The 17652-nt window shown below is 61.3% G+C and carries 16 protein-coding genes; 10 read left to right on the plus strand and 6 right to left on the minus strand.

Translation table 11 applies throughout. From position 1 onward, the window contains the following. Positions 1-1149: an HlyD family secretion protein gene (locus AC1MH0_RS21140; RefSeq protein ID WP_480966140.1), complete on the minus strand. Its 1149-nt coding sequence runs from the start codon at positions 1147-1149 to the stop codon at positions 1-3. A gap of 140 nt (positions 1150-1289) precedes the next feature. On the opposite strand from AC1MH0_RS21140, the gene AC1MH0_RS21145 reads away from it, so the two are divergent. The 6 genes from AC1MH0_RS21145 to AC1MH0_RS21170 all read left to right on the plus strand — a co-directional run bounded on the left by AC1MH0_RS21145 (position 1290) and on the right by AC1MH0_RS21170 (position 6484). Then, complete coding sequence (locus AC1MH0_RS21145; RefSeq protein WP_052192263.1) at positions 1290-1721, plus strand: MarR family winged helix-turn-helix transcriptional regulator; 432 nt, start codon at positions 1290-1292, stop codon at positions 1719-1721. Continuing rightward, complete coding sequence (locus AC1MH0_RS21150; RefSeq protein ID WP_480966141.1) at positions 1714-3327, plus strand: ABC1 kinase family protein; 1614 nt, start codon at positions 1714-1716, stop codon at positions 3325-3327. Before AC1MH0_RS21145 ends, AC1MH0_RS21150 begins: the two co-directional genes overlap by 8 nt. Positions 3328-3398: 71 nt before the next feature. Continuing rightward, complete coding sequence (locus AC1MH0_RS21155) at positions 3399-4376, plus strand: MlaD family protein (protein ID WP_480966142.1); 978 nt, start codon at positions 3399-3401, stop codon at positions 4374-4376. A gap of 108 nt (positions 4377-4484) precedes the next feature. Then, complete coding sequence (locus AC1MH0_RS21160; protein WP_480966143.1) at positions 4485-4655, plus strand: hypothetical protein; 171 nt, start codon at positions 4485-4487, stop codon at positions 4653-4655. A gap of 136 nt (positions 4656-4791) precedes the next feature. Continuing rightward, positions 4792-5430: an RNA polymerase sigma factor gene (locus AC1MH0_RS21165; RefSeq protein ID WP_480966144.1), complete on the plus strand. Its 639-nt coding sequence runs from the start codon at positions 4792-4794 to the stop codon at positions 5428-5430. A gap of 91 nt (positions 5431-5521) precedes the next feature. Beyond that, on the plus strand, positions 5522-6484 hold the full coding sequence (locus AC1MH0_RS21170) for an alpha/beta fold hydrolase (protein WP_480966145.1): 963 nt from the start codon (positions 5522-5524) through the stop codon (positions 6482-6484). A 356-nt stretch (positions 6485-6840) separates the two neighbouring features. Here the strand turns inward: AC1MH0_RS21170 and AC1MH0_RS21175 are convergent, their stop codons facing one another. The 5 genes from AC1MH0_RS21175 to AC1MH0_RS21195 all read right to left on the minus strand — a co-directional run bounded on the left by AC1MH0_RS21175 (position 6841) and on the right by AC1MH0_RS21195 (position 10168). Continuing rightward, entirely contained in the window at positions 6841-7608 is a 768-nt protein-coding gene (locus AC1MH0_RS21175) for an IclR family transcriptional regulator (RefSeq protein WP_480966146.1), read from the minus strand. A 99-nt stretch (positions 7609-7707) separates the two neighbouring features. After that, positions 7708-8871, minus strand: a complete 1164-nt coding sequence (locus tag AC1MH0_RS21180) for an acyl-CoA dehydrogenase family protein (protein ID WP_480966147.1) — start codon at positions 8869-8871, stop codon at positions 7708-7710. Next, entirely contained in the window at positions 8868-9236 is a 369-nt protein-coding gene (locus AC1MH0_RS21185) for a DUF7508 domain-containing protein (protein ID WP_480966148.1), read from the minus strand. The genes AC1MH0_RS21180 and AC1MH0_RS21185 overlap by 4 nt, the downstream gene beginning before the upstream one ends. After that, positions 9233-9637: an HTD2 family dehydratase gene (locus AC1MH0_RS21190; protein ID WP_480966149.1), complete on the minus strand. Its 405-nt coding sequence runs from the start codon at positions 9635-9637 to the stop codon at positions 9233-9235. Before AC1MH0_RS21190 ends, AC1MH0_RS21185 begins: the two co-directional genes overlap by 4 nt. Before the next feature lie 18 nt (positions 9638-9655). After that, positions 9656-10168, minus strand: coding sequence for an FAS1-like dehydratase domain-containing protein (locus AC1MH0_RS21195; protein ID WP_480966150.1), 513 nt, complete (start codon positions 10166-10168; stop codon positions 9656-9658). 137 nt (positions 10169-10305) lie between these two features. Here AC1MH0_RS21195 and AC1MH0_RS21200 point away from each other — a divergent pair, with 137 nt between their 5' ends. From AC1MH0_RS21200 to AC1MH0_RS21215, 4 genes are read left to right on the plus strand one after another with little or no spacing between them, the layout of a single operon-like run. Then, positions 10306-11673, plus strand: a complete 1368-nt coding sequence (locus tag AC1MH0_RS21200) for a spinster family MFS transporter (RefSeq protein ID WP_480966151.1) — start codon at positions 10306-10308, stop codon at positions 11671-11673. A gap of 47 nt (positions 11674-11720) precedes the next feature. Then, positions 11721-14603: a TonB-dependent receptor domain-containing protein gene (locus AC1MH0_RS21205; RefSeq protein WP_480966152.1), complete on the plus strand. Its 2883-nt coding sequence runs from the start codon at positions 11721-11723 to the stop codon at positions 14601-14603. Between the two features lies 1 nt (position 14604). Further along, the gene (locus AC1MH0_RS21210) at positions 14605-15822 is read left to right on the plus strand and encodes a CaiB/BaiF CoA transferase family protein (protein WP_480966153.1); all 1218 of its coding nucleotides are present in this window, start codon (positions 14605-14607) and stop codon (positions 15820-15822) included. Next, a complete protein-coding gene (locus AC1MH0_RS21215; RefSeq protein ID WP_480966154.1) occupies positions 15819-17603 on the plus strand; it encodes an acyclic terpene utilization AtuA family protein in 1785 nt (594 codons plus the stop codon). Before AC1MH0_RS21210 ends, AC1MH0_RS21215 begins: the two co-directional genes overlap by 4 nt. Positions 17604-17652: the final 49 nt, after the last annotated feature.

Genomic DNA, 17652 nt, shown 5'->3' on the forward strand with positions numbered 1-17652 from the left:
TCAGCGCTTCCGACTTACGGCCTGCCGGATTCTCTCCAGGTCGCCTTTGGCCGAACGGGTATCGACAGTAATGCCGACCGACATTCCGGGAACCAGAAGGGGTCTGACTTCGGGCGGCGCATCGATCGCGATACGGACGGGCACGCGCTGAACGATCTTCGTGAAGTTGCCGGTCGCGTTTTGCGGCGGGAGCACGGAGAACTGGGCACCTGTGCCCGGTGCGAAGCTGGCAACCCGCCCTTTCAGCTCGACCCCGGGGAGCGCGTCGACGTCGATGCTGACGGGCTGGCCGACTCGCATGAGACCTAGCTGCGTCTCTTTAAAATTGGCCTCGATGAAGAGGCGCTCCACCGGCACCAGCGTCATCAGGCGCGTTCCGGGCTGTACGAACTGCCCTACCCGGACAGCGAGATCGCCGACGCGACCATCGATCGCTGCCTTGAGCAACGTCGATTCGGTGTTCACACGCGCGGCGGAGAGCTGAGCACGAGCGGCTTCGGCCTGCGATTGCGCCTGTCGTACCTGGGCACCAAGCGTGCCAACGCGCCTTTCTGCTGCGGTAAGGCCGGCCTGAGCAGCATTGGCGCGCTCATCTGCCTGTCGTGCCTGCGTCTGAAGCTGGGCAAATCGCTCGCCTGGCTCTGCGCCAGACGCCGCCAGCGGCTGATAGCGCGCAACCTGCTGCCGCGCGAAGGCGGCCTCGGCGCGCGCCGAGGCCGCCTGAGCACGCGCCTGGACGATTGTCGCCTGCTGTTCAGCGATCTGCGAACGGCTCGTCTCGACCGCAGCTTTCGCTGTGTCGATCTGGCTGGCGATCTGCTCGCTTTGGGCTCGATATTCGCGAGGATCTAGTTCTGCCAACTGCTGCCCTTTGCGGACCGCTTGGTTCGCACTGACAAACACGCGCTCGACATATCCGGCAACTTTCGGGGCCACCACGACAGAGTCCGCCGCCACATAAGCGTTGTCGGTTTTCTGCATGAACTTGCCGCGGTTCTGATGGTCAAAATACCATACCAACCCCGCTCCCACGATCGCGACCGCGACAACCAACAGCGCCAGCCGAACCCGTACCGACTTGAGCGGACCAGCGGGCCGCTCGCCGACATCGTCATGGTCGCCTGAACCGACTGTGGGATCTTCCACCATTCTATTCCCGATCAACTATCGATTCAAAGAGCCGGGGGACTTGCCACGGCGGCCAAGCTTCGGCAATACCACATTATATGGAACCTCACCAATCGGGTATACGTGGGATCGCAACCACCTTCGGCTGGACCTGGTACAGGATGCGGCGGCTGATCGACGCCTATCTTGCCTGTCAGGGTGCATCGATGGCCCAACTAAAACTGCTCGCGTATCTCGCGGAACAACCGCGCCGCTCCACCGACATTGCGAGCTTTTTCGATCAGGCGCCCCGCACTGTTACTCAGGCGATCGACGCGCTCGAGCAAAATGGTCTCGTGTTCCGATCGCCTGCTCCGGACGATCGCCGTTCCAAACTGGTGCAGATAACAGACGCCGGCCGGGCCACGTTGGGACTGGCCATGCCGCTCTACGACGACATCGTAGGGCAGACCTTCGGAAGCCTGACAGCGGATGAACTCGAGGGTCTCGACGCAGCGATCAAACATTTGAACCGGCTCGTCGACCATCTGGAGACGAAGGCCAGCGTTCCCGAGACCCAAGTTCCCGCCCCGAAAAGCCGGGCGCATGATTGATCTAGCTCCTACCGATGAAGCCGATACGACTGCTCTAAAAGAAAGGGAGCGGTTCGCGCAGATACTCGTCCTGTTCGGCCGGCACGGTCTCAAGGGGCTGGCCGCTCGGTTGGGTCTGGGGGCGGGGGGGGGCGAGCCGATTGAAGATACCCGGCCGGAAGCGATCGTCGCGCTTTTGCGGGATATCGGCCCTGTCGCGGTCAAATTCGGACAGATCCTCGCGATGCGAAGCGACCTTCTGGAGCCGGCATGGGTCGATGCACTTTCAAAACTGCAGGACCGCGTTCCTCCGCTTCCATTCGCGGCCGTGCAGCCGCTGATCGAGGAGGCGATCGGCGGGCCAATTGAAACGAGTTTTAGTCACTTCGACACCGAAGCGCTTGCGGCGGGTTCGATCGCTCAGGCGCATGCGGCGACGCTGCTCGACGGGCGTGACGTTATCGTCAAGATTCGCCGCCCAGGCATCGAGCGGATCGTCGATGCCGATCTTCGGCTCTTGCGAAGACTGGCCCGGGTTGCGGAGCGCCGTATCCCCGAGATCGCAAGACTGAAGCCGGACGAGTTGTTGCGCCATTTCGCCGAGAGCCTCGCCCGGGAGATGGACCTCAGCGCAGAAGCGCGCGCCAGCGACGCGATCGGTGAATATCTTAAAAACTACGGGGTTCGAACCGCACGCTTCGATTGGGAGCTTTCGGGAAGGCGAGTGAACATCCAGGAGCGGCTCTGCGGATTTCCCGCAAGCGATCTGGATGCGGCACGCCAAAGCGATCTCGATCTGGCGGCGCTCGCCAGCACCTATGCGCAGGCGATCCTGCGCATGATCATCATCAACGGTCACTTCCACGCTGATCCGCATCCCGGCAACGTCTTCTTTCTTGAAGACGGGACGCTTGGCCTGATCGATTTCGGGGCCGTGGGCACCCTCCTGCCTAGGCGCCGGGAGGAACTCGTTCGGCTTGGCCTCGCGATCGCTTCGGAGGACACCGGCGGTGTCGTCGATATCCTTATGCTCTGGGCCGGTGATCCGGACGTGGAGCGGGTCCGGCTCGAAGAAGCAATGGCCGAACTGATCGACCGCTTCAGCAACGTCCTGCTCGATCAGATTGACCTCGCCGACATTTTTCAGATGGTATTCGCGATTCTGCGCGACTTTCATCTCGCGCTTCCGCCTGACCTCGCTTTGGTGCTCCGGACCTTGCTGACCGCCGAGGGGTTCGTCCGGCGCATCGATCCGGCATTCGACATTGCTCGCGAGCTTGCTCCCATAGCAAAGGAATTGATGCGGGAGCGGGCGAGCCCTGCCCGGCTGCGCGGTGAGGCGGGCAAGCTGCTCGCAGCGCTCGGACGAGCGGTTCTGTCAACGCCGAACCTCGTCGGACAGATCGAGAAGGTTGCGCGAACCGGCTCAATCACCGTCAGTATCGCGCCCAAGGACCTTGAGCGTTTACGCGGAAGGGAGCGTGCCGGCAGGGGTACTCCGCAACTCTATCCTGCCGCCCTCGCGATCTGCGCCGCGATAGTGTTTTCCTCGCAGCCTCTCCTGGCGGGACTGTTGGCTTTCGGCGCTGTTGCACTGGCCGTTTTCGAAGGTGTGAGGCCGCGATGAGCGCGGCGTACGCAGAGCTGACCGCGGAGCATCGTGCCTGGCGCGGTGGGCCACGGAATTTCTGACTTTCTATGGAAACGCATTCAAACTGGTTGAAGGTGAGCCTGATCGTGGGCCTGCTCATGCTCACTGCGATCGGATTCGCTTTGTGGCTTCTCCAGGCGAGCGATGCCAAGGGGCCGACGTACCAAATACGATTTGAACAATCCGTCGATGGCCTGCAACCGGGGTCGGCCGTGAACCTTCTCGGTGTTCCCATCGGCCGCGTAACTGAAATCCAGGTCCAGCCCAAAAATCCAGATTTTGTGACCGTGCGGTTCGTACTGACCAGTGACGCGATTCTTCATCGCGGTGTGACAGCATCGATCGAACGATCGTTATTTGATGGATCGGCAAAGCTGAGCCTGAGCGGCGACAACAATCGCAACCCTGTGCTCGCGGCCCGAGATGGACAGCCGTTCCCGATCATACCAGCAAAGGGCGGAGGACTCCTGGGCGGCGGTGGCCCAGCAGACCTCATTGCGAAGGTTTCGTCGAACGCTGAAAGCGTGTCTAAAAAGCTCGATCCCGCTGGTTTGCGTTCGATAGAAAAGCGTCTCGACGAACTCGCGCGCAACTCGCAAAGCTGGACTGACAAAGTCGGCCAAGTGGCGGGACGGTTGCCACAGACGGACAGGCTCGATGCTTTTGCAAAGCAGATCGCCAATACAGGAGATGGTGCAACGAGACTTCGCAGGCGCATTGAAGCGTCACGTGGAGGATTTCGTGAGCGTATTTCTAGGTCGCTGAATTCGGCTGACAAATCAGCTGTGTCTTTTGGGCAGTCGCTTTCGCGCGCACGACCTCGGATGAGGCAGTTGGAAGCGGATGCCCGCCAGGTCACTGAAACCGTTCGATCGCTCCGGGGACCGGTCGGTCGTGCCGGCGATGTCGCCAAGAGGATCGAACAGGGGGGCTTGGGATCGACCAAATTGCCCGATTACAAACCCTCGCCTGGCCAACCAAGCGAGATCGAGACCCCTGCAACGAAGATCGGATCGAAGCAATGACCAGCGTATGCCGATCCACGGCACGGCATTGCTGGCAGGTGGTTCGCGCCGGAATCGATGCAAGAAGGCGCGATTTATCAACAACGGCAGCAACCATCGGAGTGATCGATGCCGAATACCGACCCAAAAGACAAAGCGGCGACACTTATCGCCACGCTGCTCGTCCTCCTTGCGGAAGCCGATGCGTTCGGATTCACGCTACCGGCGATACACATCGACGCTGCGATCACAGCGTTGAGTGGGATTGGCGGCGCAACTCAAATATCGACCAAAGGCTGACTCGACGGCATCCCGCGTCGATGCGTTTGCCCATTCCGATCTCCTCTAGAAAGCCACAGAACAATGGGATCGCGTCGGCTTTCGTGGCTGGAGCGGTCTTCTCACCCAATTTGCACAGTCTGCAAAGGTGACGCGGATGACACTTCCCGTCGCCATTGAGCAGACTGATCCGTTTATAAGCCAGCGCGGTTTTAGCCATGCTGTGCGCAGGGTGATGCCGAACCTGCGGATTTATGCGCGTCGACTGACGCGTAACGAGGCAGATACCGAGGACCTCGTTCAGGATACATTGGCGCGCGCCTGGGCCGCGCGAGAGCGTTTCGAGATCGGGACGAACCTCAAGGCTTGGCTTATGCGGATCGCACGGAACAGCTTCCTGTCCGGGAAGCGAAAAGATCGGCGCTCGGTATCGTGGGATCCGACAATCGCAGAACGTCTTTTAATTGCCCCTGCCGCGCAGGACGAAGGAATTTTCTCCAGTGAACTCAACCAAGCCGTGTCGTCGCTTTCTGATGGACAACGCGTAGCCTTCGAGCTGGTGACACGGGACGGGCTGACATTCGAGGAAGCCGCGGATCGTCTCGGCGTACCGCTTGGCACTGTCAAAAGTCGCGTATCGCGAGCCCGTCGGGTGCTCGTTGACGGCTTTGAAACCGATCCGCCTCTCCCGGTCCAGCTACCAACGCCCCCCGCGCCCGCGTGCGAAGCTCCAGAAACAAGCGATGCGAACATATACCAAAACTGGAAAAGATCAGGTTCGAGAACAATCGGATGAATACGCGGCAGCCTGGACAGTTCGGTTTCAATCGCGTCACGCCGGATCAAGGCCACATAATTGATTCAGTCAAAGAAAGGCACTGAGGACCATGCGTGAAATCCCGTCCGATATCGTACAGACCTGGGCGCCAGATCCTGCATACCTGCCCGATTGGTTTGTCGACGCGCTATCCGTGCCGCGGGAGGAAGGCTTCGTCGAGGTCTCTGGTGTAAGAATGCACTACTTCCGCTGGGGAGATCGTTCCGCGCCTCCTTTACTGATGACCCACGGCTTTCTCTCTCATGCACGGTGCCTGGCGTTCGTCGCGCCTTACATGGCTGAAAATTACCATGTGATCGCCTACGACCATTCAGGAATGGGGGACAGCGACGTTCGCGAGAATTGTGACATGGTCGCGCGAGGACGGGAGATGATTGGGGTCGCGGAGGCCCTTGGACTTTTTGGACACGAGCACAAGCCGATCATCGTCGCACACAGCTTTGGCGCGGCAGTCGCGCTCCAGGCGATCACGCTGGCGCCGGATGCCTTTGCCGGCACGGTGATTTGCGATCTGATGGTGCTGCGTCCGTCCAGCTTTGACGCCGTTTGGGGCGGCGGCCGCACCGGCCCGGGATCAGGCGACCCCGATCGCCCGCATAAGCGCTACCCCGATTACGCCAGCGCGCGCGAGCGGTACGTTCTATCTCCGCCACAGCCCGTTGGTGAGGCGTTCCTGATGGATTACATGGCCTATCACTCACTTCGACGCGAAGGCGAAGCGTGGACCTGGAAGTTTTCGCCATCAGTGTTCAAGCGGGATAATGCGCCAAGCGAATGGCTTGAAATGGGCAGAACGCTGGTCGAGGCGCCAGGCCGCAAGGCGATAGTACACGGCGAGCAAAGCCTCCTTTTTACAAATGATTCCAGTGATTACGTACGCGAGCTCGGCGGTATCGATATCCCGATCATCGCTGTACCCGAAGCTCGGCACCATCTGATGCTGGATCAGCCGCTGGCGTTCGTCGCCACCTTGCGGGCGTTACTGGCGGGCTGGACCATCGAGCGCAATTAGACCGGCATGATACCAGGCTACGCTACTCCGACCGCATTCGCTGCCGGGCTCGAACAGCAACGGGCGGGATTAACCCCGCCCGTTGCTTCACCTGCGCTCATGCGTGACAACACCGGTCGGTGTCTGGTTGCCGCTGGTTGAAAGACTGAGGTTACATCATCTTCAGCCGTATACGCTAAGTTAACACGACGTTCTTGGGGTTGAAGCGATTGGCGCGGATCGGGCGATAGCGTACCGGGGGCAGTCGATCTCGTTCCATAGATAGTCGCCGATGAGCGCAATATGGGTACAGGGCGACGGCGCGACCTGGGCGAGGAGCGCGTTGGGAATGGCGCGTTCCCGCATTGGTCGCGATACTACCTTGCTGAAAGTAAATCGTTCACTCGTGCGCAAGCATTCAACACCTTGAGCGCGACTTCAGGAACTTGCTCTTCGCTGAGACGCTCAGCCGGAACTATCAACGCCAAAGCACCGATCGGACCACCAGTGTGGTCTGCGATCGCGGCTGCCACGCTGTTGATCCCGCGCGTCCACCCGCTGCGACTTACTGCGAAGCCTTGATCACGGATACACTCGAACTCGTTGATCATCGCCGACCGATCGAGCTCTGCCGCCTCCGGCACTGTTTTGATGATCGAATCAAGCAATTCGAGTCCCGAAGAATGGTGTGCGAGGATCACCTTTCCAGCGGCAGTAAACGCGGCCGGCACCCTCCATCCTTCCCGCAGGGTGGCTCGAAGGGGCGTCAACGATAGCACACGCTCCACATATAAAATGTCGCTACCGACCAGAATGGCCAGCGCTACCGTCTCGCCGGTGGCTTGATGAAGTTGCTGCACGAACGGAGTAGCGGCTCGCTTTACTGGATTTCGATTTGCCACCAGCGCGCCGAGTTCGTGTACTTTCATGCTGGCTTCGTACCGTCCAGTGTCGTCTTGCCGCGCAAAACCTTCCTCGATCAAGCTTTGAAGAAGACGGTGGACATTGCTCTTTGGCAAGTCGAACTCACGTCCCAGTTCTGACAGGCGAGTCGCACCGCGACGTGCAAGAAAGTCCAGTATCTTGAGTGTGCGCAGGACAGCGGGCGTCACGAAAAGCCTGCCAGCCAGCATGGCGGCGCCCATCGTGCGAGGCATCGTATTATTATGATCATCGGTATTAGAGTAGCCTTAACCAACCTAACGGTCCAGCCCTCGGAACGTCGTTCCAACTAATTGCGGTAATCAGCCAGCTACGCGGCCCAGTAGGTCTCGAGCTATGATGAGCTTCTGAACTTCCGTGGGTCCCTCGCCGATCCGCCGGATGCGCAGTTCGCGATACCAGCGCTCCAGTGGCAGTTCCTTGCTCACGCCCAGCCCACCGTGGATTTGCATAGCACGATCAACAACTCTCCCTGCGCCTTCGGTGGCGACGATCTTGGCCACCGCCGCCTCGGTGCGGAATGGTTCACCTGCATCAGCCTTGGCTGCGGCTTGCAGGACCAGCAACCTGGCACTCCGAAGATCGATCTCGTTCTCGACAAGCATCCACTGGATGCCTTGGCGCGCGGCCAGTGGTTGACCGAATGTCTCGCGAAGTTTCGAGTATTCGACGGCCATCCTATGAGCGACTTCCGCGACACCGATGCACTGCGCTGCGTAGGGAATACGCTGGGCGCTCAGGCGCCCGTTAGCGAGCGCGAAGCCCTTGCCTACTTCCCCGAGCCGATTGCGATCAGAGACGCGAGCGTCGTCGAAGGACAGCTCCGTTGCATAGTGGGTTGATCGCATCGTGTGGACCACGCGACGTACTTGAAAGCCGGGGGTGTCGGAGTCGACGATGAAAGCCGTGATACCGTCTCGACCTTCGCCGGTACGCGTGAACACGACGCCGAAGTCGGCTTTGTCTGCTCCGCTGATCCAGAGCTTGGACCCGTTGATGATCCAGTCGTCGCCATCCTTGACTGCTCGCGTTCGAATCGCGCGGGCTGGATCGCTGCCTCCGCTAGGTTCGCTCAATCCAAAGTAGCCATGCTTCTCACCCCGCAGCATCGGATAAAGGTAGCGCTCCTTCTGGTCGTCGCTGGCGTCATAAAGCTGCGCCAACCCCGCTCCCCCGAACACACCATAGCACGGCGCGTACAGACCACCGCGATGCTGCGTCATCTCGAAAGCCAGCAGCGTTCGGGTCATGACGTCGAGGCCCGCGCCGCCGAACTCCTCCGGCACGTCCATACCGTACAAGCCCAGCGCGCGTACCTTCGCTTCCAGGCGCGCGGCGTCTTCAGGGCGAAGTTCACTTGCATCGGGGTCGAGATCGGCTTCGAGCGGCACGATCTCTTCGCGAACAAAGCGCCGGACCAAATCGATCAGCGCCTGCTGTTCCTGTGTGGGGGTAAAATCGATCACGGTAGGTCTCCCTGTATTGCCGGTCCAAGGCGACCCAGCCCGACGCCGTCTTCAGCACTGTTGAGCGGTGGAAGCGTGCCATGTTGACTGAAATGAAGCATCAGCAGCTCCTTCCAGCGCGAAATGTACTGCATGTTCTGCTCGACCCGGAACTTCAGGCCGATGCTTGAATTGTCCGCCAACGCGGTCGCTAGGGTCGAACGCAGGCCGAACAATGACCGGCCGCCTGCATAGCCGATCAACTGAATCTGGCCGCTCGAGTTGGCAATCTCGAAGACGCCTAAGGTCGCCGGCAGTGTGGACAACGCTGTTTCCGTTGCGGGATGCCACGCGCCGCGGATCGCGAGACCGTGAGCAGCGTTCAATGCCTTGCCTCCACTATTGCGCTTCCTTCCAAGCAAGCGGCACCGTCTTGGTTGACTTCCCGCAGGGTGAAGGTGAGCGTTCTGCCGTCGTCCGAGCGTTCGATCAGCTCTGCCTGTGCGGTCAGCGTGTCACCGACGACGGCGGAACGGATGATACGATATGCGACTTTGCAGATGCGCCACTCACTGCCCAGCCCTTGCGTTAGGACCCTGAGAGCATTGGCAGCGTGCAGGTGTGAATGCACGACCAGGCCTTCGTGCCCCTCGTGCGCGGCCCACTCGCGGTCATAGTGAATTCGGTGGGCGTTCCATGTCACCGCACTATAACGGAACAGTTGCAGCGCAGTCGGAACCATCACTACGTCCGGCAGTGGTTCGCCAGGGGACAAGATAACCGTCATTGAGAGTGCCCTTCGGGTCTAGACGCGCGCAAGGATCGTGCGACGGTTGCGGTTCAGGACGGAGCCATCAGCTCCGCTGAATTCATGGAGTGTCGTCACGAATACGATCGGCCCGCTACGGCCTTGCTTCAGATCGACGCTTTCGATGAGTTCGTCATCGTAGATGTCCACTCCTGCGATTACGGACTGCAGCAATTCCATGTCCTCGCCTGCCCCCATGACGCGCAGGTCGGCCGTGCCGTCCATTCGCACGGTGCCGTCGGGCGTCAGTTCCGACTCTGCCAAGCCCCCGTTCCACTCGGCGATTCCCGCGAGTAGATTAGGCGGCGCGACAAGCCCGGCAAAGCCGGCTGCTTTCGCGGCGCCTTCGTCGAAATGAATTGGGTTCGTCTCGCCGATCGCGATCGCATACCGGAGGATCATAACCCTGCTGACGACGCCTAGGTGACGGCGATGACGTTGCCCGACACGCGAACGCATGTCGTCATAAAACCGGGCTAGCGAGTCGGTGGCGTTCGTTGTGTCCTCCATGTCGTCCCTCCATTTAGTTCTATGTGATAGAATGAGGTTATCCAGTCAACCTCACTATTCGAATTATTAGTTTTTTTCTGGACAATCCGTTCTACGAGGCAGAATGAGGGTCCATAAAAAGAGCGGTGGAGGGTGCTGTGGGCTCAGATGGAGAACTTGCGTCGGATGAGGGCGTTGCGGAAGCGATCGCTCCACAGTCGGCGGCTTATCGCTGGTACGCCGTCACGTTGATGCTCGTGCTGTTCATGCTGAGTTTTCTGGACCGCCAGATCATCAACATCTTGGCAGAGCCCATCAAACACGAGCTTCACCTCGCCGACTGGCAGATCGGGATCATGTCCGGCCTGGCGTTCGCGTTGCTCTACACGATCGCCGGAATCCCGATCGCCCGCATGGCGGAACACGGGAACCGGCCCTTGATCATCGGCGTCGCCGTAGCTGTCTGGAGCATGTTTACCGCGGCGTGTGGCTACGCCAGCAGCTTCGTGCAGCTGCTGGCGGGTCGAGTCGGCGTCGGGATTGGTGAGGCTGGCCTTACGCCTCCGGCCATGTCGCTGATCATGGACTACACTCCGCCCGAGAAACGGGCGTCGACGCTTGCCCACTACCACATCGGCGTTCCCCTTGGGTCGCTGATGGGGTTGGCGCTTGGCGGATTATTGCTGGATGCGGTCGGATGGCGCTCGGCGTTCCTCGTGGTAGGGATTCCGGGTGCGCTGCTTGCCTTGCTCGCAGGACTGACGCTTCGGGAGCCGCGGCGCAATCTCTCCGCTCGTACAAAGGCCGCACGAACCAAGTCCACTTTTGGGCAGACCGTCACTACTCTGACAGGGATTCGAACCTACCGTCTCTTCGTGCTCGCAACTGCCTTTCAGGCGTTCGTCACATATGGCCACGCACCTTTCACCGCGTCGTTCTTCTTTCGCATGCATGACGCCGAACTGGGTCGCCTCGCAGCGGTCTTCGGGCTGGAACGAGCTGGCTTCCTGGGCGTCGCGCTTGGCCTTGCAACCGGGATCACCGGCGCGTTGGGCGTCTGGTTGGGAGGGCAACTGGCCGACCGCGCCAGCCGACGCGACGTGCGCGCCTATGCGACCATCCCCGCCATCGCCGCATTGCTGACCATCCCGACCTACATCGCAGCCGTGATGATCAAGGAGACATGGCTCGCCCTTGCGCTCATGACGATCCCCAGCTTCTTAAACTCGCTGTGGTTCGGCTCCGTACATACGACCCAGCAGGGCGTGGCACCGCCGCACATGCGGGCAACCGCGACTGCGTTCCTGCTCCTCGTTCTGAACCTGATCGGACTGGGGCTCGGACCGCTCACGGTGGGGCTGATGAGCGACTGGTTTTCGAATTCCGGAGGACTGGGATCCGCCCGCGGCGTCCAGATTGCGCTGATCGTCTCCAGCTTCATCGGCTTCGTGCCGTTCTCGCTCTTTTGGTCTGCGCGGCGATCGATCCGCAGCGATCTCGAGAATGCGCGCCTAGTTGCCTCATGACCGAGGCCCATCAGCGCGAACGAAATACAAACATAATGGAGAGTATTATGAAACAGGCTTTGCTGGCGTCATCGGCACTGATGATGGTTCTTGCCGCTACCCCTTCGGCTGCACAGGACGCGACGCCGGGGAGCGTCACGGCGCGAGGCGACTGCGCGTCCTCGACAAACAATTCAGCTGAGAAGGACTGCCCTGCGACGCCTGAGGATGTGACCGCCGCGCAGCAGGTCGGGAGCACGGTGGCAAGCTCGGGAGAAGGACAAAGCGAGGAAACCGATATTCTCGTCACCGGGACCCGGCTTCGGTCCGGATTCGCGTCGCCGACGCCGGTGACGGTATCAAGCACCGCCGATCTGCGTGCGGCAGCACCGACCTCGCTCACCGATGCGCTCACGCAGCTTCCGCAGTTCCGCAACTCGTCGCGGTCGTCGACGGCAGGGCCGTCCGCGGTGCGCGGCAATGGCGCAGCCTTTCTCAGCTTGCGCGGACTTGAGCCGCAACGAACCTTGACGCTGCTGGACGGCCGCCGCGTCGTCGCTGCGAGTGCGGCCGGCTCGCCCGACGTCAACCTCTTCCCGCAGGACCTAGTCTCGCGGGTCGAGGTCGTCACCGGCGGCGCGTCCGCCGCCTATGGCTCGGATGCGGTCGCCGGTGTGGTCAACTTCATCCTGGACAAGGATTTCACGGGCCTACGAGCGCGGGTTCAGGCCGGGGTTTCGGACTTAGGCGACGGACCGTCACAGCAAGCCGCCCTGACCTTCGGCTCGTCGCTGTTCAACGACTCGGCACACCTGCTGTTGAGCGCGGAATATCGGCGCACCGGAGAAATCCACGCGCCCGGTCAGCGGCCGTGGGCCGATGCCGCTTACGCGATCATCGTCAACCCCACCGGCTCTCCCGCGCGCCTGATCGCGCCGAGTGTGGCCTCGAACGCCAGCTTCGGCGGGCTGATCGTCGGAGGACCGCTCAACAACACGCAATTTCTGCCGGGCGGTGTCAGTGCCCCCTTCCGGTTGGGCACCGCGGTGACCGCCACCACCATGATCGGCGGCGACGGGGCGCCGACGCAGTTCGGCTTCACGGCCGGGCTGGAGAGCTACAACGTCTTCGGCCGCCTGACCGGCGACGTGGCGAGCGGACTCAGCGTCTTCGTGGAAGGCTCGGCGGCTCGGTCGACATCCAGTTATGACCTCGCGCGTCCATCGCAGACGGCCGGGACAGCCTACACGATCTTCAACGACAACGCGTTCCTACCTGCAGACGTCCGCACGCGCCTCGCCGCCGCTGGCGCAACATCGTTTCGCCTTGCCCGCGTGAACCGGGACTTCGGCTTTGCTCGTGTCGATGGAAGGAGCGACACCTGGCGAGCGACGGCAGGGTTCGAGTGGAAGATCGACGGCAACTGGGAAGCCGAGGGCTACTACGCCCATGGCTCCAACGATTACCGTGTCGAAACCAATAACAACACCATCTATCGTCGGCTGTTCGCGGCCGCGGACGCTGTCGTTAATCCCGCCAACAACCAGATCGTCTGCCGCTCCACGCTTCAGGGGCTCGATCCGGGCTGTGTTCCCATCAACCTGTTCGGCGAAGGATCGCCCTCGCAGGAGGCACTCTCCTGGATCAACGGTTCGGCCGTCCAGGTGCTCAAGCTGAAGCAGGACGTGGCGTCCCTCACCCTGCGCGGAGGCCTTTTCGACGTGCCGGCAGGACGGGTTCAGCTCGCGACCGGCGTCGAATATCGGCGTGAGCGCGCGGACCAGACGTCAGACGCCCTGTCGCAGACTGTCATCTCGGCGGCCGGAGTCCGTGGTCTGCCCGCCTCCTTCGTCGGTCAGCGCGGCTCCTTCTACCTCTCCAACCCCCAGCCGCTGGCCGGCGGCTACAACGTCAAGGAAGGCTTCATCGAGCTAGAGGTGCCCTTGCTTAAAGACTCGCCGATCGCCCGATCCCTTACGATCAACGGCGCGGTCCGGGCGATCGACTACAGCACGGTCGGAACGCTCACCGCCTGGAAGGTCGGAGGATCCTACGAGCCATTCGAGTCCCTGCGTTTCCGCGCGACACGCTCACGCGACATCCGGGCGGCGAACGTCTCCGAACTGTTCACGGGTCCAGTGAGCATCCAAGGCACCGTGCTCTACAACAATGCGAGCACGGCGTTCATCGGGCGCCGAAGCGGGAACACGCAACTCCAGCCCGAGCGAGCGGACACCATCACGGCCGGCGCGGTCTTCCGGCCCACCTTCATCCCCGGGTTCAACCTGTCCGTCGATTTCTACGACATCAAGCTGAGCGGCGCGATCGCGCAGCTCACCCCCCAGCAGACGATCGACCAGTGCAACAGCGGCTTCACGCCGGCGTGCGCGCAGATCACCAATCCGGGACAGCTCACGCTCCAGATTCCGACGCTCAACCTGTCGTCCATCAAGACCCGAGGTGTCGATCTCGAAGCGCTGTACGGGTTTGATCTGGGTGGCGGCAACGTCCGGCTGCGGACGATCCTCACCTACCTCGACAAATTTGAAACGACCTTGCCGGGAACCGCGCCGATCGACCGCGCCGGAGACATCGGCACGCAGGGAACGCCGAGGTGGAGCGGGACCTTCTCGATCAACTACGTCGCGCAACCGTTCGACCTGTTTGTGCAGGAGCGCTACATCGGCAGCGGCAAGATCGATACCACTGCGGCCCCCGGTACCTTTGCCAACAACCATGTCGAGTCGGTCTGGTACACCGACGTCACGGCCCGCTTCAACATTCCGGGTGCCAATGGCAATGCACAATTCTTCGCGACGGTGAACAACCTATTCGATCGTGATCCGCCGATCGTTCCGACCATTCCGTACGGCGGCTACCGTAGCACGAACTTCGCGCTCTACGACGTCATCGGACGGTATTTCACAGCTGGTTTTCAGGCAAAGTTCTGACATGAACGCGAGAGAAAATAAGGCTTTTAGCGGCATCCGCGTCCTCGACATGGGGCAAATCTACAACGGTCCCTATTGCGGTCTCCTCCTGGCGCTGCTCGGTGCCGACGTGATCAAGGTCGAGCCGCCGGGAGGCGAGCCGCTGCGCTTCCGCTCTACCAATCAGGTCGAGACGCACGAGTTCATGATGCTGAACTCGAACAAGCGCAGCATCGTCGTCGATCTCAAGACGGACGCGGGACGGAATCTGTTTCGCGACCTAGTTTGCGAGGTAGACGTGGTGATCGAGAACTTCGCGCCCGGCGCGATGGAGAGGATGGGGTTGCCGCCGGCGAGCCTGTTGGGCCTCAATCCCCGGCTGATCTACGCGTCGGGCAAGGGCTACGGCAACTCAGGTCCCTATGCCCACATGTCCGCCATGGACATCACCGTTCAGGCGATGGCGGGCGTCATCGCTTCGACCGGTTTCCCCGATGGGCCTCCGACGAAGACAGGACCCGCGTTCGCGGACATCATGGGCGGCGTACACCTCTTCGGCGGCGTCGCTTCCGCGCTCTACCAGCGCGAGAAGACGGGTTTGGGCCAGATCGTCGAAGTCTCAATGCACGACACGATCTATCCTGCTCTCGCCTCGCCGCTCGGCGCCATCTTCAACGATCCGTCACGCGATATTCCCGAGCGGACCGGCAACCGGCACAGCGGACTCGCCGTCGCGCCCTACAATGTCTATCCCGCCAGCGACGGTCACATTGCGATCATGTCGGTCAACGAACGTCATGCTAGCGGCGTCCTTAGGGCTGCTGGCGGCGACGTACTCACCAATGACCCGCGCTTTGCCGACCGCGCGCTGAGAATCAAGAACATCGACGCACTCGATGCGGCGGTCGAGGCATGGACGACCACGCTGGACCGTTGGGCGCTTGTGGAACGCCTGGCAGAGCACGGCGTGCCCTCCGCCCCGGTGCTCACGGTGCGCGAAGTCGCCAACGATCCGCACCTGCGTGAGAGGGGCATGGTCCGCGATGTGGATCACCCCGTCCGTGGCAGGATCCCCGTTCCGGGCTCGGCGATCCGGCTCGAAGACTCGCCGGTAGACGTCATCCACGCGGCTCCCGGCCTCGGAGCCGATGCGGACGCCATTCTACACGACCTGCTTGGAGCCGACGATGACCACGTGGCAGCGCTGGTCGCGAGCGGTGCTTTGGGAGCGGCTGCATGACGACGATCACACGACCACGGCGGCCGATCAGGATCGCGAACTGCTCGGGCTTCTACGGCGACCGGCTGAGCGCCATGGCCGAAGTTTTGCGCGGTGGTGAGGTCGACGTGATCACCGGCGACTATCTGGCGGAGGTCACCATGCTGGTTCTCGCAAAGAACCGGCTGAAGGACCCCGCCTCCGGATATGCCAAGACGTTTCTTGCGCAGGTTTCTCCACTGCTCGAAGAGATTGCCGAGAGGGGGGTAAAGATCGTCGTCAACGCAGGCGGGCTCAACCCGGCAGGCCTTGCCGCGTCGGTACGCGATCTGTGTGCAAAACGGGGGGTCGTGCTTAAAGTTGCCCATATCGAAGGCGACGATGTCGTCGACCGTTTGGATAATCTTCAGGCTGCGGGGCACCGCCTGGAGCATCTCGACACGGGCAAGTCGCTTTCCAATTGGGGAAAGTCGCCACTTACAGCCAACGCATATCTGGGGGCGTGGGGTATCGTGGCTGCCCTTAAGACCGGTGCCGACATCGTGATCTGTCCCAGGGTGACGGATGCATCGGTCATCGTTGGTCCCGCCATCTGGTGGCACGACTGGGCAGTGGGCGACTGGGACCAACTTGCGGGGGCCGTGGTTGCGGGGCACATTATCGAGTGCGGTACTCAGGCGACAGGCGGCAACTACTCCGGTTTCGAGGAAATCCCAGATCTGATCCGTCCGGGCTTCCCCCTCGCGGAGATCGACGCCGCCGGATCATGCGTGATTACGAAGCACGCGGGCACCGGCGGCGCCGTGACGATCGGCACCGTGACCGCACAGCTGCTGTATGAGATTCAAGGGCTGGATTACCTCAATCCCGATGTGACTGTTCAGCTCGACACGATACGTGTCGAAGACTGCGGTGCGGACCGGGTGCTCGTTACGGGCACTCGAGGTGCGCCGCCGCCGGCCACGACCAAGGTTGCGTTAACGGCGCTCGGCGGATTTGAGAACAGCATGATGTTCGTTCTGACCGGTCTCGATCGGGAGAAGAAGGGGAAGCTGGTCGAGAACGGCTTTCGCGCACTCCTGCAAGGCGCAGCGATCGATGAGCTCCGCTTCGACCATATCGGCGGGACCAGCGAAGCTACGGGCGATCAGCTGAGCGTGACGTCGTTCCTGCGCGTGTCGGTCAAGGGCACGGAACAGGCGGTAGGACGGGCATTTTTTGATGCCTCGGTAGAGTTAGGGCTCGCAAGCTACCCAGGGCTGTTCTCCCTTCGGACTGGATCGCGCGCAGCGAGCGCCTACGGCGTTTATTGGCCAGGACTGCTCCCGCAGAGTGCCTTGGTCCATGAAGCAGTCTTGGCGGATGGCACCCGCATCGCCGCCGCGATCCCCGTTGCCACCTCCTACCCTCGCGAGCTCAGTGTTGCAAAGCCGTTAGACGTAGATTTCGGCGAGACGCGACCTGCTCACTTGGGCGAGTTGTTCCATGCTCGGTCCGGCGATAAAGGCGGGAATGGCAACGTGGGAATTTGGGCCAGCGATGAAGCCGGCTACCGTTGGCTCCAATCGGCGCTGACGCCCGATGTTATTCGTGAGTTGCTCCCCGAGACGAGGGACCTTGTCGTTGAACGCTATGATTTGCCAAATATTCGAGCACTTAATTTCGTGGTACGAGGACTACTTGATGGCGGCGCAACTGAAACCTTGCGATTTGACGCACAAGCTAAGGCTTTAGGCGAGTACCTGCGAGCGAAAGTTATGGACGTGCCGATAGCACTCCTCTCGAGCAATACCCCCATTTAGGTCGAGTGGATCTTGAGCACCGCGCGACGGATAGACGATGAATATCCAG

Source organism: Sphingomonas sp. AP28 (assembly GCF_056680455.1).